Consider the following 23,163-nt stretch of genomic DNA (forward strand, 5'->3'; position numbering starts at 1 on the left):
CTGGCGGAGAATGCAAACCAACGGCCACTCCGTCGACCGCGCTCGGCCAGGTTCGTCGGGCGCTGTGGCGAGGACCTTGCATTCCGATGCTCGAAATGGCCCTAATGCAGGGGGCGCGAGGCGCATTTCCATGAGCGCATTCGTCGAGAGCGGTCGAAGAGGAGTCTGTCATGCCGGGTGCCGACACTGGGCTGAAGGACGTCACCGGCACGTCGTGCCACGGTACGGCGCAGACATCTCGCGACGGAAGCCCGTTCCTTCCGGGCGAAGCGGGTGACGGCTTGCGGGTCCCCCGTACGGCAGTGGAGGCACCGCTTGCGGTGATCCCCTTCGACGATTCCGACGTTCTTCCAGGAGCAAGAGCGCTTCCCTCCGAGGTGCCGGTGAATGTGATCTATGGCGGCATTCCCTTTGCCGTCATGATGACGACGCCTTCGGATCTTGAAGATTTCGCCGTCGGCTTCAGCCTGACCGAGGGCGTAATCCAGCATCCGGACGACATCCGCGGCATGTGTATCGAGCCTGACGAGAGGGGCCTCAGGCTCGCCATCGAGCTGACGCCCAACAGACTGCACGAGCATCTGGCGCGAAAGCGCGCCCTTTCGGGTCGGACAGGCTGCGGCCTGTGCGGCATCGATGACCTCAAGGCTTTGCCCCAGGCGCGTCAGCCGCAAGGGAATGCACCGAACCTTGCCTTGTCCGCCATTCAATCGGCTCTGCTCGGCCTGGACCGGCAGCAGGCTCTCAACAGGCTGACGCATGCTGTCCATGCGGCTGCCTGGTCCGATCTCGATGGTACGATCGGCTGCGTCCGCGAGGACGTCGGCCGTCACAATGCACTCGACAAGCTCATCGGATCGATTGCGCGCGCAGGCACGAGGCCGGACAGCGGCTTCGTCGTCGTCACGAGCCGGTGTTCCTTCGAGCTGGTGGAGAAGGTCGCGGTCTTCGGCGCAAGGACTCTCGTCGCGATCTCGGCTCCGACCTCACTAGCCCTCGAGCGCGCCCGGCTCCACGACATCACGCTCATCGGTATTGCTCGCCGGGACTCGATTTCGGTCTTTCACGGCCTCGACCGGATCAGCGGCAAGAGGGGTCCGTGACCCGGACCGCCTTCACTGGAGAGGCGAGTGCGGCTGCTCCGCTGGCAGGAACGGGCGCTCCAGACGGATGGAACTTCCGACTCTCAGGCTTGTTCCGAGACAAGCCGCGCCGGTTCATTGGCATGACCGCCGCCGGACAGGGAGGACGAGATGAGCAAGTCCGAGGAGGCCAGTCAGCGCCCCGATACGCCTCATTATGAGAACGCCACCGGCGGATGGGGGTCGCTCAAGGGGGTCAGCCGCATCCTTGCCGACCAGAAGCCGACCTTCGGTGCTTTCCGCACGCTGATGCGGCAGAACAAGCCGGGCGGACACATGTGCACCTCCTGCGCCTGGACCAAGCCCGCGCAGCCGCACCTGTTCGAGTTCTGCGAGAACGGCGCCAAGGCGACGATCTGGGACCTCACGCGCGAGCGCTGCACGCCCGACTTCTTCGCCGAGCATAGCCTGACCGAGCTGCGCGGCCTGTCGGACCACGAGTTGGAGAAGACGGGGCGGCTCACTCATCCGATGCGCTACGACGCGACTTCGGATCGCTATGTCGAGACGACCTGGGAAGAGGCCTTCGAGGGGATCGGGGCGAAGCTCAAAGAGCTCGATCCCGGAGCGACCGTCTTCTACATGTCGGGCAAGGCCAGCCTGGAGACCGCCTATCTCTATGCGCTCTTCGCGCGGCTTTACGGACACAACAATCTGCCCGACAGCTCCAATATGTGCCACGAGACCACGAGCGTGGGGCTTAAAAGGGTGATCGGGGTCAGCGTGGGCACCTGCGTGCTGTCGGATTTCGATCATTGCGACCTGATCCTCTTCTTCGGGCAGAATACCGGGACCAACTCGCCACGCTTCCTCCACACGCTCAAGGCCGCCAAGGAGCGTGGCTGCAAGATCGTCACCTTCAACCCGATCCGCGAGAGAGGCCTCGTCGAGTTTGCCGATCCCCAGAACCCCGCCCAGATGACGGTGAGGCCCGCTACCCGGATTTCGGACATCTACCTCCAGGTCCGCCCCGGGGGCGACATCGCGGTACTGGCCGGGCTGTGCAAGCGCGTGCTGGAGCTCGACGCCGAGAGGGGAAGTACGATCCTCGACCGGGCCTTCATCGCGGAACACACGACGGGGCTCGATGAACTGGAGGCGCGGCTGCGCGAGGTATCCTGGGAGGAGATCGAGAGGGAATCCGGCCTGCGCCGCGACGAGCTCAACGAAGTGGCGGGGATCTATGCCACCTCGAAAAATGTCATCGGCATCTATGGGATGGGCCTGACCCAGCACGTCAGGGGCTGGCTCAATCTCGCCATGCTCGTGAACCTGCTGCTGCTGCGCGGCAACATCGGGCGGGAGGGAGCCGGCATCTCGCCCGTGCGCGGGCATTCCAACGTGCAGGGCCAGCGCACCGTGGGGATCACCGAGAAGCCCGAGAACGTGCCCAATGACAAGCTCAGGGAGCTTTTCGGCTTCGAGCCCCCGCAGGAGGAGGGGCGCTCCACCGTCGATCTCGTCGAGGGGCTGCTCGACGGCTCCGTACGAGGGCTCGTCTCCATGGGCGGCAATCTCGCCCGCGCCATCCCCGACCGGGCCCGCGCCGAGGGGGCCTGGCGAGGTCTCGAACTCAACGTGCAGATCGCGACCAAGCTCAACCGCTCACACCTGCTGCCCGGACGGGCCACCTGGCTGCTGCCCTGCCTCGTCCGGGCCGAGGAGGACATGCAGGCGACCGGTCCGCAGGCGGTGACGATGGAGGACAGCCTGAGCATGATCCACGGCTCGCTGGGCCGGCGCCAGCCCGCCTCGCCGCATCTGAGGTCCGAGGTCGCCATCGTGGCGGGGATCGCCAAGGCGACGCTGCCGCCCAACCCTAGGGTGAAGTGGGATGAGTGGACAGGCGATTACGGACTGATCCGCGACCTGATCGAGGCCACCTATCCCGACAAGTTCAAGGACTTCAACGGGCGGCTGTTCACGCCGGGCGGGTTCCACCGGGGCAATGCGGCGCGCGAGCGCGAGTGGAAGACCGAGAGCGGGAGGGCCCAGTTCACCGCGCCCGAGGCGCTGACCGCCCTGGGTGCCCCGCCCGAGGGACAGGAGATCACGCTCATTACGTTGCGCTCGAACGATCAGTTCAACACCACGATCTACAGCTTCTCCGACCGGCTGCGGGGGTTGTCGGGGCCGCGTGACATCCTCCTCATCAACCCGGAGGAGATGGAGCGGCGGGGCCTCTCGGAGGGGCAGGTGGTGACGCTCGAATGCGCGGTGGACGACGGCGCCGAGCGGGTGGTGCGGGGATTGAGAGTCGTGCCGTACGATCTGCCGGACGCCTGCGTCGCGGCCTACTACCCCGAGGCCAATCCCCTGATCCCCGTGAGTTATCGCGACGAACTGTCCAAGACCCCTGCCTACAAGGGCGTGCCCGTCCGCATCCGCACCGACGAGGCAGGCGCATGACGGAGGCGCTGGAGGAGGCCTATCGAAACCGACCGACTCCCGGCGGAGGTCGACATGCCGCTGAAGTTCTATCCATTGGCGTTTCGGGGCGCGGCAGGTGAGGCACTGCGTGACGCGACACGAGCAGGAAGCCGCCGCGGAGCCCGCCCGTTGCGCAACGCGACGGTTCCCTGCTGCTCGCAGGTCGTGTGCAAATGCCCTGGGGGTTCGAGAGCTTCGGCGAGGCGTGAACCCCCGAAGGCATCTGCGGCCGTGAAGGCTTGGTGCTTCAGCCCTGGGGCGGGACTCCTGGGAATCGTCAATGCCTCACCTAGCGTTTGCGGAAAAGGGGCTCTCGAAAGCGGGGACAGATCGCCGTCTACCAGCTCGAGGCAGGTCCGCCACTCATCTCATCATGGAGAGCTTGCATGAGGGCATGGATGAACGGCAATGACATTGGCACCGTTGCTATTGAAGCGCAGCACAGTCTCTTCGATAGCGACGATCTCCTGAGTTCGCCTGAAGGCCCCGATTTTGAGGTCTGCGCAGGTGCGGGTGACGATACTGTCGCGGCATTCATTTTCGGCACCAGATACGGTTGAGTGGAAGCGGTGATGATCCATAACAATCGACGGTACGGGCCACCGGATTGTCTGCAGCAAGACACGGGGCCGCTTCTCCTATGACGTGACGGGATAGCAACTACCGCTGCAACCACATTCGGGCAGCTGAACGCAGGAGCGATCATCGAGCACACGGACTTCCTCGTGATGTGATGCGGAGCCGATCATGCGGGTACGGGATATCGATGTGAGGAAGCGCGGAGACTTCAGCGTCTTGTCAGGCGCCGTCGCCTGGGAGGATACAGAGAGAACATCAGACCATATCGAGTTTCGCGCATCGGCGGCCGATCAAAGGCTTCCAGAGCGAGACTGGGGTAACGCCTTTCTCGCCGCATGCTTTCCTCTTGCAGTCTTCGGTCAAGAACGACGCCTTGTGCTTGAGGCTGCAGGCTGCCCAATGTTGATGGAAGGATTGGCGACTGTGCACGCCTGGTGGAGCTCATGGGCGGACCGGCCGCTGTCCCTTCCGGAGGTTGCGACCGAGAGACGGACGCCTGATCGCCAGCAGACTTCTGCCCCGGAACGCGGCATGGCCTGTTTGTCCGGAGGCGTGGATAGCCTTCACATGCTGTTGCATAATCGCCGCGTGTATCGTCCCGGGGACGCCGCCTATATACGGCAGGCAATCTTCATCCATGGCTTCGACATCGGCCGAAGACCGCGTGATCTGCAAGAGGACAGGTTTGCCGTCGCTGAAGCACGCTTACGTGCGTTGGCGGAATCCGTCCGGCTGGAGCTTGTGATCTGCTACACGAACTTGCGGCATCGGCCACTCCCAGCAGGATTCTGGCTTCACCGCTACAATGGAGCCGCTCTCGCCGCAGCGGCGCATGCGGCTCTTCCTCACAGCGGTATGCTTTTCATCGCCGCAACAAGTGACATTGCGCATCTGACCCCGCTCGGCTCGCATCCGATGACTGATCCGCTGTATTCAAGTCAAAGACTGAGGATTGTCCATGAGGGCGCGCGCTTCACGAGGCTGCAGAAGATTCGAGACCTGATCGAGTGGCCAGAGGCTCTTGAGAACCTGCGCGTTTGCGCTGACGCTCATGGGCCCGTGCTCAACTGCGGAGTCTGCGAGAAGTGCCTCCGAACGAAGATCGCGCTGTCGGCCGTAGGCTGCACGGAGGCACCGGCCTTCGGCTCGACCTCAGTTGCTCCGGAACAGGCGGCGACGATTGAGATCTCAAACGCGTTGCAGGCGGCCCATTACCGAGAGCTTGTACGGCCTCTCGAGGCGCGCGGCCTGTCAGACCTCGCGCGTGCAGTCATGGAACGGCTCAAGGCATATTCCGAGATGCGCATCCATCAAGCTGATTGGACACAGGAATCATGGGCCGCAGGCTAGAGCCTTCGGCGAAACAAGGAAATGAGGTGCTTCCACGCAGGTGGAAACAGCACTGGACATCGCGTGGCACGGCAATCCAAGAGCTATGTGACAGATCTCGCATCGATTCGGCAGGCGCAGCGCCTCCCGTCCGCCAGGATTGACAACAGCTGCAACGGTAGCGCCGCTCTTTGGATCGACCCAGGATCCTCATGTGCTCCGTTGGTATGTGACGGGCCGCAAGTGCGCCGGCTCCTCATTGATGGATGGCATTCCGGCCCGCTCTTTTAGCTCTGTAGAGCGCTGCGTCGGCTGCTTCTAAGAGGATTGTGCTTTCCGTTCCACGGAGTGGCTGGGCCGTGGCAGCGCCAATGCTGACCGTCAGGATCTGGTAAGGGCTGCCGCCATGAACAATTCCGATTGCCGCGATCGCCTGGCGGATGTTTTCGGCAATGATCTGAGCACCACCCGCGTCAGTCTCCGGCAGCACAACGGCGAACTCTTCCCCCCCGTGGCGTGCAGCAATGTCGCGCGGGCGCCGGATGTTGCTTTCCAGCGCACGGGCAATGGATCGAAGCACCTCATCGCCGTCCCCATGCCCATACCGATCATTGAAGTTCTTGAAGTAATCGACGTCGATGTAGAGCAGGGAGAGCGGCGATCCCGAGCGGATCGCTTGCCGCCATTCGCGTTCGAAGGTTTCCCGGAATCCCCGGCGGTTCGGCAATCCTGTGAGGTCATCGGTTCTGGCAATCCGTCGGAGCTTCGTCTCGGCTCTGGTGCGGCGCTTCAACTCCCGCTGGAACATCGTTGCGAGGCCGATCACTGCGAAGCAGAGGGCTCCGGTCATGGTGCTCAGGACGAAAGCCTTTTTCTCCCAGCTGGCAAGCACCTCATCCGTCGCAAGAGCGACAGTGACGACCAGAGGGTATTTTTCCAGCCTTTGGAATGACAGAATGCGGTGAACGCCATCGATAGGGGATATGGAAGCGAAGGTGCCGGATTTATGTTGCAGCAGGCGCTGGACGTGGGAAGACTCTCGAAAATCCTGATTGATCTGACTTTCGTCAAATGGGTAGCGGGTGAGCAGAATGCCGTCGCCGCGGAAGAGATTGATCGCACTACGTTGGCCGAGGATGAGTTCCTTCAGGAGGCTGTCAATGCTCGAAAGAGGCATTGATCCCATGACAACGCCTGCAAAGCGTCCGTCTGGATGAGAAAGGCCTCGACTGAAGGCGATACTGAAATCTCCAGGTCTTACTTTGCTCCGATAGGGGCGGCTGACATACAGTCCGAGGTTCGGATTCTGTTTATGGACAGTAAAATAAGGAGCATCGGCAACACTGATGTCGCGAGGCAGAATGACCGGGCCTGCATCCGCAATAAGGTTGCCGTTCTCAGCCACCACGATCAGCGAACCCATGAATGGTGCGACGGTTGAGCGATCAAACAGCATTCGATACTGGAAGTCGGCCGGAAGTTGGTGAAACCCCACCTGGCGTAATCCCTCCGCCGCTCCCCGCAGTGACAGGTCCAAAAGTTCAACGTTATTGCTGAGATTGCGCGCGATGACCGTGAGTACATTTCGAGAGGCGTTTTCAGCGTCTTGCCATGTATCGAGATAATCCGTCCACAAAATGTGGCCTGAGACTCCAATGATGCCGAGAGTAACTATGCTCGCGGCAATGTGTAGATGAATTTTTGAAATCAGGCTTCTCATCCGCAGCGCTTATTGCTTTTAAGTTCTGTTCGCTTTGAAATAGTGACAAGCCTTCAGGGTATAAAATCGGGTGCGCAGGTCACGGCAACAATCGAATTTAGTCTACATGGGCCGTAGAGTTGGCGCAAGCCGTCAGCATATCGGGAAGATGCGTATCGTTAGTATAAGGCGTCGCCAACTCAGCGAATGTTGTGCACTCTGGATGAATTTTGGATTCTTGGTACCCGCGCAAACGGATGTCAACAGTGCCTAAAGTTCTACGATGAGCAGACAGCCGATAATCTCTGAATCAACAGTATTGCCGATCGCGATTACAGGCGGAGAGCGTCGAGACTTTCAATTGCAACGGCGATGCGCGATCCCGCATATCGCCGCCGTGGAGAAGGGGCAGCACCGATCCGAAGAACTGTCCCGACATGATCTGCCCCACGGAGTCAAGCTCCTCGTACCAGCTTGAAACAGGACGCGATCGGGAAGGTCCTTCTCCCATCAGGATTGCTCCCACTGACGGTACGCTGGAGCAGGGCTGAGTATCCATGTGGACGATACCATCCATGAGAGATCGAAAGGCGAGTTGCTTTCACCAACATGGCGCAGCCTGAGCTTTCAATTGCGATGGAACCGGTCCAGTTGCACTCACCCGGCGGACTCGACATCCGACAGGGTGTGCCGGCCACCGTGTAGCGAAAAGCATCTGCCGGGCGGCCTCTTTGCCCTGATGCGCTTGGCACTTCACTCCTTTGCGCGGGCCCGTGAAGAACCAGGATCGGAACATGCACAATCAAGAGCCGTTGGCAGAATCCTGCGGCGGGCTGTTCTCGTTCGGCCCGGCCCCCGCTGCTCGTTCTCCGCATCGTGATGAGCGGCCGTGCGAGGGGCCCACCGCTCCCGCCACCGATCCGCGTCTACGCATCGATCACCGACGAGGCATTGTGCGGCATCAAGAGTTCGCAGCCATGCCGACTCTGTCGTCTGACCCAGGGCACAGAAGCCGCCATGGCTGACAAATCGATCAAGGGAGTATGTTCCAGTTCTCTGGATCACTCCTCCCTGAGACTGAACCAGGTCCCTGACTTCGTGGCAGTTCCTGGTTGTCGCAACCGGCATCGGTTGCAGGCTCGCGCTGGAGGGGAGCAGCACCAGTGCGGCAGCTATCATCGGCGCCATACTCGCCTCCACTGTGTCCGCCATTTCGATCGTTCGCTAAATCCGCCATGCGTGCGATCCGTCCCTTCATCGCGATCATCGATCGCGAGCCTCTCAATTCAGGGCCAGCATCTTGATCAGGTTTGGCAACCCTGCTCCTTGTGCGTACAAATCCCGGCGCAGGTCGACACAGCTACTCAGCAGGATTTCCTTCGCCCGGTCCGGATAGCCTATGAATTCCCGCCGCAGCGATAGAAACGCTGCAAGGATGCCCGAGACATGCGGCGTTGCCATGCTGGTTCCGCTCATCTGCACATAAAGGTCCTCAAGAGTCGATGCTCCGCCAGCAGGCGGCGCTGTCCAGTCGTGGCGGGCCGACAGGATCTTCTCGCCGGGCGCAACCACGTCCGGCTTTCGCCGTCCGTCTGCCGTGGGTCCCCGGGATGAGAAGTACGATACGCCATAGGTGTGCGGATTGGTCTTGTGAACCGATCCCACAGCGATGGCCTCCTCCAAGTTTGCCGGATCACCTATCGACAGGTCGAGGTTGGCCTGAATTTCGCCCTCCGAACCGGACAGAACGACGTACCCTTCGTTCCCCGCCGCCAAACAGACAAGAGCCCCCTGTCGCCAGAGCCGCCTCAGTTCCTGACACAAAGGAGTGTGCCCGGTGCCGAAGACACTCGGGTCGAAGTTCCCGCCCAGACTCAGGTTCACCCCGTGGATGACTAGCTGTCCGGCGCTGTCGTTGATTTCAGCGATCTTGTCGAGGGCCTTGATGATCCAGCTGTCCCGGCCGCCGCCCTGATCGTCCAGAACCTTGAAACCAAAAAGGGAGCAGCGCGGTGCCATGCCGGCGAAGGTGACATCCATCCCCGCCTCAGCCGGCACGGTATGCTCACCGGCGATGATGCCCGCAACATGGGTGCCGTGGCCGTGGCCGTCCAGCGTGTCGAAATCGGGAGTGCCGCGGCTCAGCTGCCGTGGCTCCCCCCGGCGGGTGCAGTCCCATTGCTCGAGCACGTTCCCGTGCTTCCGGAAATGAGGGTGATCCGCCCGGATGCCGGTGTCGAGAACAGCCCAGCAGATGTTCTTTCCATCCGCGCCGTAGCCGAGGTTGGCTGGACGAGCCTGCACCGTATGGGTCGACGAGGTCACCAGAGCCCGCTTGGCATAATTGCGCCAGATCCCGTCAATGCGCAGATCGGCAAACAGCGAGCGCAGGGTCTCGATCTCAAGTCGTGTGAGCTTCGCACTCACGAAGTGCCTGAGCCGCTCCACCTCGGGGTCAGCTGCCTGACTGTCTCCGGCTTCCACCATCTGCCGGATCCTGGTTTCGACCGCGCCTGCCAGTTCGTCGAGGCGCTTGCGTTGCGCCGGATGCCCGGGCTGGTCCTCTGCGAGCTGGATCAGAACCTCGTGGCGCTCGCTGCGGTGCGCATTTTCCAGATCGGCCGCAAGATCCTTGGCGATGGCAAAGGGGGCAATGGCCTGCTGGAAAGCAGTACCCACCGTCTCGCGTACGGCCTCACGCACGTATCGGGTCCTGAGATAGCCGGTTCCGGAATGGGGATGCTGAGGCGAGTCGGGATTGATGCCGATACCCAACTCTCCGGGTCGCGGGATATTCTCGATCCGGCCTTCGAAGTCGTCGGACAGATCCACATCGAAGGCCACCGGATCCAGCCGGTCGGCTACATTCAGCCACCGATCCACACAGGATGGAAAGGGGAGGGTGCCGCCCGTCCATTGGCGGAGCATGTCCTGCACCTCCTGCATGCCGAGCGGAGACCCTATTGTGACGAACAGCGGCACATGGAACCGGGAGCGATCGAGCCGCCTCAGAACGTCATAGGCGACCATCGAGCCCTGGCTGTGAGCAATGACCACGAAGGGCCCGCCGCCGGCAGCCAGCCGATCCAGGAAACTCTGCTCCATCGCATCGCGACGTTCCTTGACGAAGAGAAAGTCGTTCACGTCCCGCAGGAACGCGCGCGTGATCTTCTGGACGATCAGCCGACGCAGGAACTCGGGCAGGGGCAGAAGCTTGGACCGTACGGAGCTCACAGAAAGCTCGGCCTCGCTGACACGGCTTCCCGCAAGCATCTTGCCCGCTACCTTGACCAGAAACGCCTGACGAACGGGATCGTCGCTCAGGGCGGCGATTTCACTTGCGATCGCCTGCTCCTCGTTGCCCCGTTCTCCACGTGCGAGGGCCATGATGGCGCGCGTGGTGGCCTCGTCGTCGTCGATGCTGATCAGATCGCCGGAGGCGCAGCTCTCATTGAGCGGCTTCGGGTAGTACTCCCGATTGACCCAATAGGCCATTCGGCTGCGGTCGCCGAGCTGGGTTCCGAACAGGGCTGTATCCCACTGGCACTTGAGGACGGATGCCGGCGGCTTGTTGTTGATTCCGTGAACGTAGACGATGGTGTTGGCCCCCTTTGCGCCGGGCGCCCTTGGTGCTGCAGCCTTCGCTCCGAGATCGGGCACGCGGAAAGCGGCTGGGGGCGCAGCTGCAGGCAGGGGCATCGGCTTGGTTCTTGGGCCCGACGATGCTCGCGGAGTTTGGGAGCGGGTTTTGCTCTTCGCCGGAGCAGAGCGCTTGGCCATTTCACTCTCCTTGCGGCTCCCGGCTGATTGCAGGGGCAGGACCAGTGGATGGAGTCGTGGTCGTTCCGATTGCTGAATCCGCGCAACTCGCATGGCTGCCCGGGAGGAACCGGCTTCGAATATCGACGAAGAGTATCACCAACCTTGGCTGCGAGAAATCCTCCGAAATGGCTCCGATGGCGTCGGAGCTTTGCATCATGAAACGATCCGCAGCACATCTGCGAGAGGCTAAATGGAGCGCGCTGCCAGGAGATCCTGGCTCATGAACAGCCCGCGCTCGCCGCGAAGCGGGTACGGATGAGGATGAGCGGGACCGGAGCAGGGCAGACTCCTGACGCCTTGAACACCCATCCTGAGGATCGTTGACCAGCTCAGCTTTTAGGTATACTTTTTTCGTGCTTGGCAGGTGATCTTTGCAGCCAATGAAGACGCGAGGATCGTCCTGATACCGCGGCTTTTGTTATCTAAAGCAGTCATACGCTTTAGATGAGAAGGTGTTGCCTTCTGTTTCGTGCCGAAGACCTCTGCGGCAAGGATGAACGGGATGGCTGTAGCGCTCATACTGGTTCTGATCGCCGCCGGCTCTGTGGCCTTTCATCTGGTGAGCCCCTGGTGGTGGACGCCCATTGCCTCGAACTGGGGCTACATCGATTCGACGATCATCATCACGTTCTGGATCACGGGAGCGGTCTTCGTCGCCATCGTGCTCTTCACCGCCTATTGTGTCTACCGCTTCCGCCATCAGCCGGGTCGGCAAGCCCATTACGAACCTGAAAGCAAACGCCTGGAAATGTGGCTCACCATCGTCACGGGCGTTGGCGTCGCGGCCATGCTGACCCCGGGTCTGTTCGTCTGGGGGCAGTTCATCACCGTTCCCGAGGATGCCACCGACATCGAGATCCTCGGTCAGCAATGGCAATGGAGCTTCAGGCTGCCGGGCCCGGACGGTCAGCTCGGCCTCACTGACACCCGGCTCGTCAGCCCCGATAACCCCCTGGGGCTGAGCCGCGAGGATCCGAAGGCTCAAGACGACGTGATCGTCGAGGGCGGCGAACTGCGCCTGCCCGTAGGAAAGCCAATCAAGGCGCTGCTGCGCTCCGTCGACGTCATCCATAATTTCTACGTTCCGGAGATGCGCGCGAAGATGGACCTGGTGCCAGGCCAGGTGTCCTACATCTGGTTCACGCCGACGCGAACCGGAACCTTCGAGATCCTGTGCGCCGAACTCTGCGGTGTCGGTCACTCGCATATGCGGGGAACGGTGGTTGTGCAGGAGCAGAGCGACTACCAGGCATGGTTGCAGGATCAGCAGGCGCGTAGCTTCGCGCGTCTGGCCCCAGCAGCCCAATAGGCACGCCATCCACAAAGGCTGGCAAGAGAGGGGCAAGAAAGGCGATCAGGGAGCACTCCTGATGGTTGATGTCCCATTCGGTCACGTCGGAACGGCACCGGAATCCGATGTCGGCGACGTCGAGCTCTATCACCCGCACAGCTGGGTGACGAAGTACGTCTTCAGCCAGGACGCGAAGATCATTGCCATCCAGTATTCCATCACCGCGCTGGCGGTCGGGTTGATTGCCCTCATTCTCTCGTGGCTGATGCGCCTGCAGCTCGGCTTTCCCGGCGTGTTCTCGTTCATCGATGCGAACGCCTATTACCAGCTCATCACCATGCATGGGATGATGATGGTGGTCTACGTGCTGACGGCGCTCTTCCTCGGAGGTTTTGGCAACTACCTTATTCCCCTCATGATCGGGGCGCGCGACATGGTGTTCCCCTATGTCAACATGCTGAGCTTCTGGACATATCTGCTCGCCGTGCTCATTCTCGTCGCAAGCTTCTTCGCACCGGGCGGTCCGAGTGGCGCCGGCTGGACGCTATATCCCCCGCAAGCCATCCTATCCGGTACGCCGGGAGGGCAGGATTGGGGAATCATCCTCATGCTCGTCTCGCTGATGGTCTTCATCATCGGTTTTACCATGGGAGGATTGAACTACGTGGTCACCGTGCTGCAGGCGCGGGCGCGCGGGATGACCCTGATGCGCATGCCGCTCACGGTGTGGGGGATCTTCACCGCTAGCTTCATGGCCCTTCTGGCATTCCCTGCTCTGTTCGTAGGGGCCGTGATGATGCTGTTCGACAGAGCGCTAGGCACCAGCTTCTTCATGCCGTCCATCGTCGAGATGGGCCAGGTTCTCGAACGCAGCGGCGGGAGCCCGCTCCTCTTTCAGCACCTGTTTTGGTTCTTCGGCCATCCTGAGGTCTACATCGTCGCCTTGCCGGCGTTCGGAATCGTCTCCGACCTGATCAGCACTCACGCCCGACGCAACATTTTCGGCTACCGCATGATGGTCTGGGCGCTTCTGGCGATCGGCGCTCTCAGCTTCGTCGTCTGGGCACACCATATGTATGTGAGCGGAATGAATCCTTATTTCGGGTTCTTCTTTGCCACCACCACGCTTATCATCGCCATTCCAACGGCAATCAAGGTGTACAACTGGATTTTGACCTTGTGGCGTGGGGACATTCACCTGAACGTGCCGATGCTGTTCGCGCTCGCGTTCATCGTCACCTTCGTGAACGGAGGTCTTACCGGCCTGTTTCTCGGCAATGTGGTCGTGGATGTTCCGCTTTCCGACACGATGTTCGTGGTGGCTCATTTCCACATGGTCATGGGCGTGGCCCCGATCCTGGTTATCTTCGGCGCCATCTACCATTGGTACCCAAAGATGACAGGACGCATGTTGAACGATGCGCTCGGAAAACTCCACTTCTGGGTGACGTTTCTTGGATCCTACGCGATCTTCTTTCCCATGCACTATCTCGGCCTCATGGGAGTTCCGCGCCGGTACCACGAGATCGGCGATATGGCCTTCGTTCCCGCATCGGCCCACACCCTCAACGCCTTCATCAGCGTCGTCGCGCTGATCGTCGGCGCGGCCCAGCTGATCTTCGTGTTCAATCTCGTTTGGAGCCTGCGCTCCGGAAGGCCTGCGGGCGGCAATCCCTGGCGGGCGACCACATTGGAATGGCAGACGCCTGAAACGCCACCACCGCACGGCAACTGGGGCAAGCAGATGCCAGTCGTCTACCGTTGGGCCTATGACTACAGCGTTCCTGGTGCAGCCGAAGACTTTCTGCCTCAGAATCAGCCGAGCGCTCATCCCGCCCCAGGAACATCTCATGGGTAGCATCCTCATTTTCATGGGCGCTCTCTTGGCCATCGGGATGTGGTGGCTCGCGCGCCAGGGAATAATGACGAAGCCTTGGCTGGAACAGGGTATTGCAGCAACTTATGTTCCGACGAGGAGCAATCCTCCAGCGGTGGCGAGGACAGGGCTCAGAGTGTTCCTCGCCGTGGTAGGCTCCCTTTTCGCGCTTTTCATCAGTGCCTACGCGATCCGGATGCAAATGCCGGACTGGCGTGATGTTCCGCTTCCCAACGTCCTGTGGCTGAATACGGGAATGCTCGTTCTGAGCAGCATTGCGCTGCACGAGGCAGGAAAATCGGCTCGCCGGGGAGAGGAGGAGGTATTGAAGCTCGGCCTCCTCGCAGCAGGTGCGACGGCTCTGGCCTTTCTGTCCGGACAGATCCTCGCCTGGCGGCAGTTGACGGCGGACGGTTATCTCCTGACCTCGAATTCGGCCAATGCCTTCTTCTACGTGCTGACGGGAGCCCACGGCCTGCATGTGATCGGCGGCCTGGTGGCCCTGGGCAGAACCATCGCCAGGACGTGGCGCGGCGTTCCGCCCGAACGGCTGCGGGTGAGCGTGGGGCTGTGCGCCACATATTGGCACTTCCTGCTGTTTGTCTGGCTCCTCCTCCTGAGCATCCTGACCGGGTGGGCCGGCACTTTCATCGACATCTGCCGGCAAGCGCTGAGCTAAGAGGATCCCGGGCCATGGCAGAGCAAGCCTTCTCCCCGATCGAGACGACCCCGGCCGATCCTTCGGGGCTGCGCAGCGTCGCCGCCGACTTCTCCTCCGACAGGACCGCCTTCAGGAACGTGTCCTGGGGCAAGGCGATGATGTGGATCTTTCTGCTCAGCGACACCTTCGTCTTCAGCAGCTTCCTGATCGCCTACATGACCGCCAGAATGTCGACGACGGTGCCGTGGCCCAATGCGAGCGAGGTTTTTGCGCTGACCATCGGAGGGGTCACGCTGCCCCTCATCCTGATCGCCATCATGACCTTCGTCCTGATCAGCAGCAGCGGCACCATGGCCATGGCCGTCAATTTCGCCTACCGCCGCGATCGCAGGAAGACGGCTGCCCTGATGCTCTTGACGGCGCTCCTTGGTGCCACCTTCGTCGGGATGCAGGCTTTCGAATGGACCAAGCTGATTCATGAAGGCGTGAGGCCCTGGGGCAACCCCTGGGGGGCGGCTCAGTTCGGCTCGACATTCTTCATGATCACCGGCTTCCACGGCACGCATGTGACCTTCGGCGTGATCTTCCTTCTGATCGTTGCCAGAAAGGTCTGGCGTGGCGATTTCGATCAGGAGCGAAGAGGCTTCTTCACCAGCCGGAAGGGGAGTTACGAGGCTGTGGAGATCATGGGCCTGTACTGGCACTTCGTCGACCTGGTGTGGGTCTTCATCTTCGCCTTCTTCTATCTTTGGTAGGAGACCGATCATGGCACAGGCCGCGTCGCATCCGCAGGGACAGCAGCATCCCATCAGGCTCTACCTCGTGGTCTGGACTTGGCTCTTCATTCTGAGCGCCTGCTCCTACCTCGTCGATTACTACCAGATCGAAGGCATCCTCAGGTATGCCCTCATCCTCCTGTTCATGATGCTGAAGGCCGGTCTCATCATCGCCGTGTTCATGCACATGGCCTGGGAGCGTCTTTCCCTCGTCTACGCGATCCTGGTCCCCATGAGCGCCATTCTGGTTTTCGTCGCGATCATGGCGCTCGAATCCGACTATACACTGTTGTCCCGCCTCACGTTCTTCGCGCCGGAGCTCTGAGCCGTCGCTTGCACCGGGCCGGCACGGCCAAGTCATGTCGCCGCCGCGCAGGGAGGATCCGGCGGCATCCGTGCTTTCTCGACGGCCGGCGGCTCCATGACGGGCGGTAGGGATGACATGTCGCGTGCCGGAGGACCGGCACGATGACCGCAAGCCCAGCGAAGAGCGGGATGGATTCGACGAGAAGGGCGGCCGCTACGATCAAGCCCCAGATTGCCATGGTCACGCCGGCCTCGCGGTCCAGGAGGAGTGGCCATGAGATGATGCTGATGCTCAGCACCACGAGAGCGAAGACGAAGCCGAGAACGTTGCCAAGATCATCAGCGGCAGAGCGATGTTCGTGAACGTGCGCGCTGCCAGGCAGACGCCGACAACGAGGCAGATCAATCCGAGAAACATCAGATGGAACGGCGCGGTCCAGAAATCATCGAAGCCTCTTGCCAGTGCCTCTCTCAGATCTGCAGGTTGGATTTTCCGGACAACCGGACGAGCCGGGATATCGTTTGCACCAGCGACGATATGAGAATGGGCCATATCGGCGCCTCCCGGGAGGAACCTTGGCAGCCAGGGCGCGGTTGCGGAGCGCGTCATGTTCGTTGGCCACGCGCAACCACGACCCAAGGTTTGTTCATATTCCCAAACACGACCTGGGTCGCGTGGAAATGAGGAATCCGGCCGTGGTGCCGGGACCCCTCGTGCCCTGCCTCGTCCCATCCCAAGAAAACGGCATTCATGATATGATGGGCTTTCTTGCACGCAGGGAGTGCCCCATGGATTCGGGTCTTGTCCTCATTTGGATCGGCGCCTTGCTCATCATCGGCGGCGTGCTCTACGGCGCAGGCCAGGTCCTCTGGAGAGGGCGGCTCAGCGACGCGAGGCTGAGCCGATCAACCGGCCGGAAGACGACTCTGGAGCCACAGCAGAGTCCCAGATCCTTCAGCTTCAGGACTCATTGGCCGGCCTTCGTCCTCATCCTCGTCGGCGGTATCCTCATCTTGACGGAGACGGCATTCTAACCCTGGCTTCCGGAGGCGGAAGGTCGCCACGGGTCATCGCCGGCATGTCCTCGGGGAGCGAGTTGCGTCTCTCCCGCCCGCTCGCCCCGGATTGATCTGTGGTCGTTGTGGTCCCGTTCCGCCGATCTTCGGAAGCAGCACCTTGTCGATCTGCTTCATGGCGCCCTCAATGCTCTCGTGAGCGGGAGCATCCTGGAACAGCCGGCGGAAGCGGCGTCAGCGCGACCTTAAGGGACGATGCGCGGTTCGGCCTGTTCTTCCTCGATGGAGGAAGGATCAGTGAGACGCAGGTGCTGCCGGAGGGCCGGGCCGATGCCTCTAAGAAGGACAATGCGTTCTCCGCGGTCGGCATTCACGGGCCGTATGTCTCCATCGATCCGGCGCAGAACGTCATAATCGCACAAGCGGCGGCGGATCCAGGGCCTACGGGAAGGACGTGACCGACCCGATGGCTTTCTTCGAGGCCATTGTCGCGACCATCAAGCGACATGCAAACGTCATAGAACCGTAGAGTGAGCGTCACGAAGGCCTCCTAAGCCACCTTCATCCAAGCGCGAAGCATGGTGCCCGGAGGCAGGCGAACGTGAAGATCATCCAGATCACCGACACACATCTGAGTTTCTTGAAGCCCCAGTTCCAGGCGAACTGGAAGCCCTTGGTGGAGTGGATCAACTCGATGGAGCCGGACCTGGTCGTCCACACGGGCGATCTCACCGTTGACGGCGCCGATTTCGAGGAGGATCTCGTTCACGGTCGCGAGATGCTGCGTGATCTCCGGTACCCGACACTGTGCGTGCCGGGCAACCACGACATCGGAGACTTGCCGGGTACACGTCAGCCCGTCGACGGGGAGCGCCTGTCCCGCTGGCGTCGGATCATCGGCCCGGATCGCTGGACGCATGATCTTGGTGAATGGCGGTTGATCGGCCTGAACAGCATGATCATCGGATCGGGGTCCTCCGAGGCAGACGAACAGCTCGCGTGGCTCACCGACACTCTCCACACACGCGAAGGACGGCGGGTCCTCGTCTTCAAGCACAAGCCGCTCTTCGTCGAAGACCCGGAAGAGGGCGAAACCGGATACTGGGGGATGCGTCCTGAGCCGCGCCGCATTCTGCTCGAGTTGCTTACGGAGAATGGGGTCGAGCTCGTTGCGAGCGGCCATCTCCACCGTGCCCGGATCGTTGACGGCGCTCCCTTCCGCCGCGTCTGGGGACCATCCTCAGGCTTCGTCGTCGGCCCGATGGTGCACATGCCTTATGGTGATGCCATCGTGGGAGCCGCCGTGCACATTCTCGGCTCCGGTATCGAGAGCCGCATCGTTCCCTTGGACGTGCTGAGCCCCATCGTCCTCGACGACGTGATCCACGAAGTCTACCCGCCGTCTCCCGCGGAGGAGACGCTGTCATGAGCGGGCTGGCTTTGCGCGGAATCTCCAAGGCCTACGGTGGCAACCACATTCTGCGCGACGTGACCATCGAGGCGAAGCCAGGGGAGTTCGTCGCCCTTGTCGGTCCCTCGGGCTGCGGGAAGACGACCCTCCTGCGGATCGCCGCCGGACTGGATCATCCCGACCGGGGAAGCGTCTGGCTGGGCGAGCGCGACATGACGGCCATGCGACCGTCCGGGCGGGACATCGCCATGGTGTTTCAATCCTATGCACTGTACCCGCACCTGACGGCCGGACAGAACATCGCCGTTCCGCTCGCAATGCGCAACCTCACGGTTTGGCAACGTCTTCCCTGGATCGGAAGTCTCCTGCCGGGCCAGCGTGAAACTCGCGCCGAAATCCAGAGGTGCGTGTTCGAGACAGCCCGCAGCCTCAAGATCGATCACCTGCTGGATCGCAAGCCCGCGCAGATGTCGGGCGGGCAACGGCAGCGCGTCGCGCTCGGGCGGGCTCTCGTCCGGAGCCCGGCCGCATTCCTCATGGACGAGCCGCTCTCGAATCTCGACGCCAGCCTGCGGGTTCACACCCGCTCGGAGATCGTCGAACTGCACCGCCGGGCGGGGGTCACGACACTTTATGTCACTCATGATCAGGCGGAGGCCCTGAGCATGGCCGATCGCGTAGCAGTCATGATGGGGGGCCGCCTGCTCCAGTTCGACACTCCCGAGGCGATCTATGGCAACCCGGCCCATATCGAGGTGGCCCGGTTCATCGGCAGCCCGCAGATCAACCTCCTCGCGGGAGAGGTGGATGCGGCCCACGGTATTCGCATCGGGGGCAGGCTCTTCGTCGAAGGGGTCGGCGCGACGCCTGGCACACGCGTGACGATCGGCTTCCGCCCCGAGGCGATCAAGCTGGGCGGCTCCAGCCAGGCGGGTCTCGGCGCCTCCGTGAAGCGCATCGAGTTTCTCGGCTCCGAGACTCTCGTCTTCCTCGAACTCGCTGGAGGAGGGGGATCGTTGGTCGCGAAGCTCGCGCCCGCCGAAGCAACCGTTCTCAACCCGGGTCAAGCAGTCACGATCGCGGTTGCTTCCGGAGAAGTGCTCGTCTTCGGCTCAGACGGCTCGCGCCTGCCGGTTGCTCCCGCCATGAGGATGGCCGCCAATGGATAGCATTGCGCTTCCCGCAGGGACATCCAGCGCCGGAGCGCTCGCCCGCCGCTCGGAAGCCTTGGCCGGGTGGCGGTTGGCTGGACCCGCCGTCGCCCTCCTGTCCATGCTCATCCTTCTGCCCACTCTCGGCGTGGTCGCGTTGAGTCTGACGGATTTCGAGCTGGGATACGACGGCGTCCGATTCGTCGGCCTCGACAACTATCTCGAGCTGCTGGAGGACCGCACGTTCCTGATCTCGCTCGCCAACACGCTGACATACACACTTATCGTGACGCCGCTGTCGGTGTTTCTTGGCTTGGGCGCGGCGCTTCTCATCGAAGCGGAAGTCCGCGGGCGCGCGCTGTTCCGCGCGATCTATTTCTTGCCCGTAGTGTCACTGCTCGTGGCGATGGCGACCGTCTGGCAGTACCTGCTCCATCCCACCATCGGACCGGTGAACGCACTCCTGCGCCTCGTCGGGATCGACGGGCCCAACTGGCTCGGAGGCAGCGACACCGTTCTTATGAGTCTCGCGCTCATCGGCGTCTGGCAAGCAGTCGGCTTCAACATGGTGCTGTTCCTGGCGGGGCTCACCGCGATCCCGCGGGAGCTCTATGCGGCAGCGGAGGTCGATCGCGCGGCTACGGCCTGGGACAGGTTCTGGCTCGTCACGTGGCCGATGCTCGGCCCCACAACTCTCTTCGTGGTGACCATCAGCGTGATCAATGCCGTGAAAGTATTCGAAACCGTCTCGACGATGACGCAGGGCGGTCCTAACCGCGCGTCGGAAGTGCTCCTCTGGACGATCTACCAGGAAGGTTTCGTGTACCTCCGCGTCGGCTATGCGTCCGCGATGACTGTCGTCTTCCTGGCAATACTCATGGTCCTCATGGTGCTTCAGTACCGCGCACTCGATCGGCGGATTCACTACACATGACCACACGATCCTGGAACCTCGCCCGCGTCCTTCGCCTGGCGACCCTGTCGTCCGGCGCCCTGATTTTCCTCGGACCCTATGTCTGGATGGTGTCGACCGCGATGAAGCCCCGCGAGGAGATCTTCTCCTCGTCCCTGGCCCTGATTCCGGACCGCTGGGCTGCCGTGGAGAATTTCTCGAAGGTTTTCACCCGGGTACCGATGCTGCAGCTCCTGATGAACGGCGCAATTGTCTGCGCTGTCATCCTCGTCGTGCAGGTCCTGGTCGCGCTGCCATGCGCCTATGCGCTCGCGAAGCTGCGCTTCCCGGGTGCCCGCCTGATGATCTCAGGGATCATGCTCGGACTGCTCGTGCCGATCCATGCGACCGCGTTGCCGATCTATGTGGCGCTGAGTGGGGCAGGGGTTCTGAACACTTATTTCGCGCTGGCGGCACCATTCCTGATCTCCGTCTTCGCGATCTTCCTGTTCTTGCAATTCTTCCGCGCGATGCCGGACGATCTGATCAACGCGGCGCGCCTCGACGGCATGTCGGAATTCGGAATCGTGCTACGCGTCATCGTCCCGAATGCATGGCCAGCCATCACCGCCTTCTCGATCTTCTCCGTCGTGGCGCATTGGAACGACCTCTTCTGGCCGCAGATCGTGGTGACCGAGACTGCGATGGCACCCCCACCGCTCGGCCTGATCTTCTTCCGTGCCGCCGAGGCCGGTGACGACTACGGCGCGCTGATGGCCGCCACTGTGGTCGTCACGATGCCACTGCTCGCGGCCTTCCTGCTCGCTCAGCGGCGCTTCATCGAGGGCATAACCCTTACCGGGCTGAAGGGCTGACGCCTCGAGTTCCGACCAGGCAACTTACGACCACGCACAAGGAGACAAGACGTGACCAGGACAAAGACGATCCTCGCCGGGCTGGCTTTGGCCGCCTCGCTCGCCAGCGGCGCTCTGGCCGAGACGACCCTCAACGTCCATTACCCGATGCCGGGCTTCTTCAAGGATGTGATGGACAGGATCTCGAAGAAGTTCATGGAGGAGCATCCCGAGATCAAGATCAACTTCGTCAGCCCGTCGCCCACCTATGAGGAGGGTCTGCAACTGATCCTCCGACAGGCGGGAACCGTCGAGATGCCCGACGTAACCTTCATCGGCCTCAACCGCCTCCGGGTCGTGGCGGAACGTAAGATTTCGGTCGACCTGAACCCGTTCATCGCGAAGGACGGGGACATGGTCGAGCAGGGCTTCAGCGAAAACATCCTGAAGCTCGCACAGTTCGGCGACCAGCAGGCCGGGCTGGCCTTCGCGACCTCTAACCCGATCATGTACTACAACGCGGATCTGTTCCGCCGCGTCGGCGCCGATCCCGACGCACCACCGAAGACCTGGGACGAGGTGATCGCCATTGCCTCGAAGATCAAAGATCTCGGGGACGGCATCCAGAGCATCGACTTCCGCTGGCAGGGTGACGACTGGATGTTCAGCGCGCTTCTTTTCGGGGCAGGGGGGACCATGCTCACTCCCGACGAGAAGAAGGTCGCCTTCGATGGCCCCGAAGGCCTCGCAGCCATCCGGCTCCTCGATCGCATGGTCAAGGAGGGCGGGATGCCCGTCCTCACCAAGAGCAACGGCGAGCAGGCCTTCGTCGCGGGCAAGATTGGCTTTGCCTTCCAGACCACCGGCGCGCTGCGCAACGTGATCAACAACGTAGGCGAGAAGTTCGACCTGCGCACGGCCCCGATACCGCTGCTCTCGCCCGAGAAGGGTCGCTTGCCCACGGGTGGGAATGCCGCCGTCATGCTGACCAAGGATCCCGCAAAGCAGGAAGCGGCCTGGACGTTCATCAAGTTCGCCGCCGGCCCTTATGGCGCATCCGTCGTCGTGCCCGGGACCGGCTATGTGCCCAATAACGAGCTTGCTGCAAAGTCCTCCGAGTATCTCGGTGAATTCTACCAGAAGAACCCTCTCTTCAAGGCCGGCCTTGAGCAGATGCCGAAGATGATTCCTTGGTATGCCTTCCCGGGCTCCAACGGTGTGAAGGTCACCCAGACGATCGTGGACAACCTCTCGCGCGTGGTTGAGCAGAAAGCGACTCCGGAGGAAACGCTGGCCGACGCAGCACGGGAAGTCCAGCGTCTTCTGCCTCGCAAGTAGAGCGATCCGGATCTCCGCGATTGCGCGCCTGATCCTGTGCGGGTCAGGCGCGCGAAACATTCGTGATGCTGGCCGCAGCGTGACACGTTCGCGACCCGGTCAGAAGATGGACAATGTAATCCATTGGGCAACCAGGGCAGGTTTGTCATTGTCTTCGATATCGACAGTCACCGTATGGCGCAGGCGGATCTCGTTACCGGCGCGCCGGGAGACTTCATCGAGAACGAAACGGCCGCGGATGCGGGCGCCATTGTGGACCGGGGAGATGAAACGCACCTTGTCTAGGCCGTAATTCACACCGATTGTCTTGCCTTCGAGATCCGGCAGGGCGTCCTCGGCGAGGGATGGCAGGAGCGACAGGGTAAGGAACCCATGGGCGATCGTGCCGCCGAATATGGTGTTTCTCGCTCTCTCAGGATCGACATGGATGAACTGGTGGTCATCCGTCGCCTCCGCGAAACGGTCGATCTGCTCTTGGCTTATGCTGCGCCAGGGAGATACTCCGATTTCCTGACCGATCAATGCCGGGAGTCTGTCAGGATGGAGTACTTGTACTTGGATCACGCTCATTCGGTGGCTCTCTTCGCGG

17 protein-coding genes are annotated in these 23,163 nt (G+C 61.8%); 14 read left to right on the forward strand and 3 right to left on the reverse strand.

What is annotated here, in order from left to right:
• The first annotated feature begins 170 nt into the window (after positions 1-170).
• The 3 genes from fdhD to GR328_RS23025 all read left to right on the forward strand — a co-directional run bounded on the left by fdhD (position 171) and on the right by GR328_RS23025 (position 4,132).
• The gene (gene fdhD, locus GR328_RS23015) at positions 171-1,103 is read left to right on the forward strand and encodes a formate dehydrogenase accessory sulfurtransferase FdhD (protein ID WP_160888009.1); all 933 of its coding nucleotides are present in this window, start codon (positions 171-173) and stop codon (positions 1,101-1,103) included.
• Between the two features lie 150 nt (positions 1,104-1,253).
• Entirely contained in the window at positions 1,254-3,551 is a 2,298-nt protein-coding gene (locus tag GR328_RS23020; protein ID WP_160888010.1) for an FdhF/YdeP family oxidoreductase, read from the forward strand.
• A gap of 419 nt (positions 3,552-3,970) precedes the next feature.
• Positions 3,971-4,132, forward strand: a complete 162-nt coding sequence (locus GR328_RS23025) for a hypothetical protein (protein ID WP_160888011.1) — start codon at positions 3,971-3,973, stop codon at positions 4,130-4,132.
• Positions 4,133-5,736: 1,604 nt separating this feature from the next.
• On the opposite strand, the gene GR328_RS23030 is transcribed toward GR328_RS23025, so the two are convergent.
• Positions 5,737-7,200 carry a sensor domain-containing diguanylate cyclase gene (locus tag GR328_RS23030; RefSeq protein ID WP_160888012.1) on the reverse strand — a complete coding sequence of 488 codons (1,464 nt, stop codon included), beginning with the start codon at positions 7,198-7,200 and terminating at the stop codon, positions 5,737-5,739.
• A 1,260-nt stretch (positions 7,201-8,460) separates the two neighbouring features.
• Complete coding sequence (locus GR328_RS23035) at positions 8,461-10,878, reverse strand: S8 family peptidase (protein ID WP_205790238.1); 2,418 nt, start codon at positions 10,876-10,878, stop codon at positions 8,461-8,463.
• A gap of 625 nt (positions 10,879-11,503) precedes the next feature.
• Between GR328_RS23035 and GR328_RS23040 the strand changes: the two genes are divergently transcribed.
• From GR328_RS23040 to GR328_RS23090, 11 genes are all read left to right on the forward strand, one after another.
• Positions 11,504-12,310, forward strand: coding sequence for a cytochrome c oxidase subunit II (locus GR328_RS23040; protein WP_160888014.1), 807 nt, complete (start codon positions 11,504-11,506; stop codon positions 12,308-12,310).
• Positions 12,311-12,371: 61 nt separating this feature from the next.
• Entirely contained in the window at positions 12,372-14,150 is a 1,779-nt protein-coding gene (gene ctaD / locus GR328_RS23045; protein ID WP_160888015.1) for a cytochrome c oxidase subunit I, read from the forward strand.
• Positions 14,143-14,847 carry a cytochrome c oxidase subunit 3 gene (locus GR328_RS23050; RefSeq protein WP_160888016.1) on the forward strand — a complete coding sequence of 235 codons (705 nt, stop codon included), beginning with the start codon at positions 14,143-14,145 and terminating at the stop codon, positions 14,845-14,847. The genes ctaD and GR328_RS23050 overlap by 8 nt, the downstream gene beginning before the upstream one ends.
• Positions 14,848-14,861: 14 nt before the next feature.
• A complete protein-coding gene (locus tag GR328_RS23055; protein WP_160888017.1) occupies positions 14,862-15,584 on the forward strand; it encodes a heme-copper oxidase subunit III family protein in 723 nt (240 codons plus the stop codon).
• 10 nt (positions 15,585-15,594) lie between these two features.
• Entirely contained in the window at positions 15,595-15,930 is a 336-nt protein-coding gene (locus GR328_RS23060; RefSeq protein WP_160888018.1) for a cytochrome C oxidase subunit IV family protein, read from the forward strand.
• Positions 15,931-16,700: 770 nt separating this feature from the next.
• Positions 16,701-16,946, forward strand: a complete 246-nt coding sequence (locus GR328_RS23065; protein WP_160888019.1) for a hypothetical protein — start codon at positions 16,701-16,703, stop codon at positions 16,944-16,946.
• A gap of 583 nt (positions 16,947-17,529) precedes the next feature.
• Positions 17,530-18,357, forward strand: a complete 828-nt coding sequence (locus GR328_RS23070) for a metallophosphoesterase (RefSeq protein ID WP_160888020.1) — start codon at positions 17,530-17,532, stop codon at positions 18,355-18,357.
• A complete protein-coding gene (locus tag GR328_RS23075) occupies positions 18,354-19,508 on the forward strand; it encodes an ABC transporter ATP-binding protein (protein ID WP_160888021.1) in 1,155 nt (384 codons plus the stop codon). The genes GR328_RS23070 and GR328_RS23075 overlap by 4 nt, the downstream gene beginning before the upstream one ends.
• Positions 19,501-20,424: a carbohydrate ABC transporter permease gene (locus tag GR328_RS23080; protein ID WP_160888022.1), complete on the forward strand. Its 924-nt coding sequence runs from the start codon at positions 19,501-19,503 to the stop codon at positions 20,422-20,424. Before GR328_RS23075 ends, GR328_RS23080 begins: the two co-directional genes overlap by 8 nt.
• Positions 20,421-21,257, forward strand: coding sequence for a carbohydrate ABC transporter permease (locus GR328_RS23085; RefSeq protein ID WP_160888023.1), 837 nt, complete (start codon positions 20,421-20,423; stop codon positions 21,255-21,257). Before GR328_RS23080 ends, GR328_RS23085 begins: the two co-directional genes overlap by 4 nt.
• Positions 21,258-21,308: 51 nt before the next feature.
• Positions 21,309-22,574 (forward strand): extracellular solute-binding protein, encoded by a 1,266-nt coding sequence (locus GR328_RS23090; RefSeq protein ID WP_160888024.1) that lies wholly within the window; start codon positions 21,309-21,311, stop codon positions 22,572-22,574.
• A 99-nt stretch (positions 22,575-22,673) separates the two neighbouring features.
• On the opposite strand, the gene GR328_RS23095 is transcribed toward GR328_RS23090, so the two are convergent.
• Positions 22,674-23,144, reverse strand: coding sequence for a MaoC family dehydratase (locus GR328_RS23095; RefSeq protein WP_160888025.1), 471 nt, complete (start codon positions 23,142-23,144; stop codon positions 22,674-22,676).
• Positions 23,145-23,163: the final 19 nt, after the last annotated feature.

The organism is Microvirga makkahensis, assembly GCF_009830105.1.
Lineage (GTDB): Bacteria > Pseudomonadota > Alphaproteobacteria > Rhizobiales > Beijerinckiaceae > Microvirga > Microvirga makkahensis.

Coding starts and splice junctions, on each gene's coding strand:
- GR328_RS23040 (WP_160888014.1), top strand. CDS start 11,504: ATGGCTGTAGCGCTCATACTGGTTCTGATCGCCGCCGGCTCTGTGGCC.
- fdhD (WP_160888009.1), top strand. CDS start 171: ATGCCGGGTGCCGACACTGGGCTGAAGGACGTCACCGGCACGTCGTGC.
- GR328_RS23020 (WP_160888010.1), top strand. CDS start 1,254: ATGAGCAAGTCCGAGGAGGCCAGTCAGCGCCCCGATACGCCTCATTAT.
- ctaD (WP_160888015.1), top strand. CDS start 12,372: ATGGTTGATGTCCCATTCGGTCACGTCGGAACGGCACCGGAATCCGAT.
- GR328_RS23030 (WP_160888012.1), bottom strand. CDS start 7,200: ATGAGAAGCCTGATTTCAAAAATTCATCTACACATTGCCGCGAGCATA.
- GR328_RS23035 (WP_205790238.1), bottom strand. CDS start 10,878: ATGCCCCTGCCTGCAGCTGCGCCCCCAGCCGCTTTCCGCGTGCCCGAT.
- GR328_RS23050 (WP_160888016.1), top strand. CDS start 14,143: ATGGGTAGCATCCTCATTTTCATGGGCGCTCTCTTGGCCATCGGGATG.
- GR328_RS23060 (WP_160888018.1), top strand. CDS start 15,595: ATGGCACAGGCCGCGTCGCATCCGCAGGGACAGCAGCATCCCATCAGG.
- GR328_RS23055 (WP_160888017.1), top strand. CDS start 14,862: ATGGCAGAGCAAGCCTTCTCCCCGATCGAGACGACCCCGGCCGATCCT.
- GR328_RS23085 (WP_160888023.1), top strand. CDS start 20,421: ATGACCACACGATCCTGGAACCTCGCCCGCGTCCTTCGCCTGGCGACC.
- GR328_RS23075 (WP_160888021.1), top strand. CDS start 18,354: ATGAGCGGGCTGGCTTTGCGCGGAATCTCCAAGGCCTACGGTGGCAAC.
- GR328_RS23025 (WP_160888011.1), top strand. CDS start 3,971: ATGAACGGCAATGACATTGGCACCGTTGCTATTGAAGCGCAGCACAGT.
- GR328_RS23065 (WP_160888019.1), top strand. CDS start 16,701: ATGGATTCGGGTCTTGTCCTCATTTGGATCGGCGCCTTGCTCATCATC.
- GR328_RS23080 (WP_160888022.1), top strand. CDS start 19,501: ATGGATAGCATTGCGCTTCCCGCAGGGACATCCAGCGCCGGAGCGCTC.
- GR328_RS23095 (WP_160888025.1), bottom strand. CDS start 23,144: ATGAGCGTGATCCAAGTACAAGTACTCCATCCTGACAGACTCCCGGCA.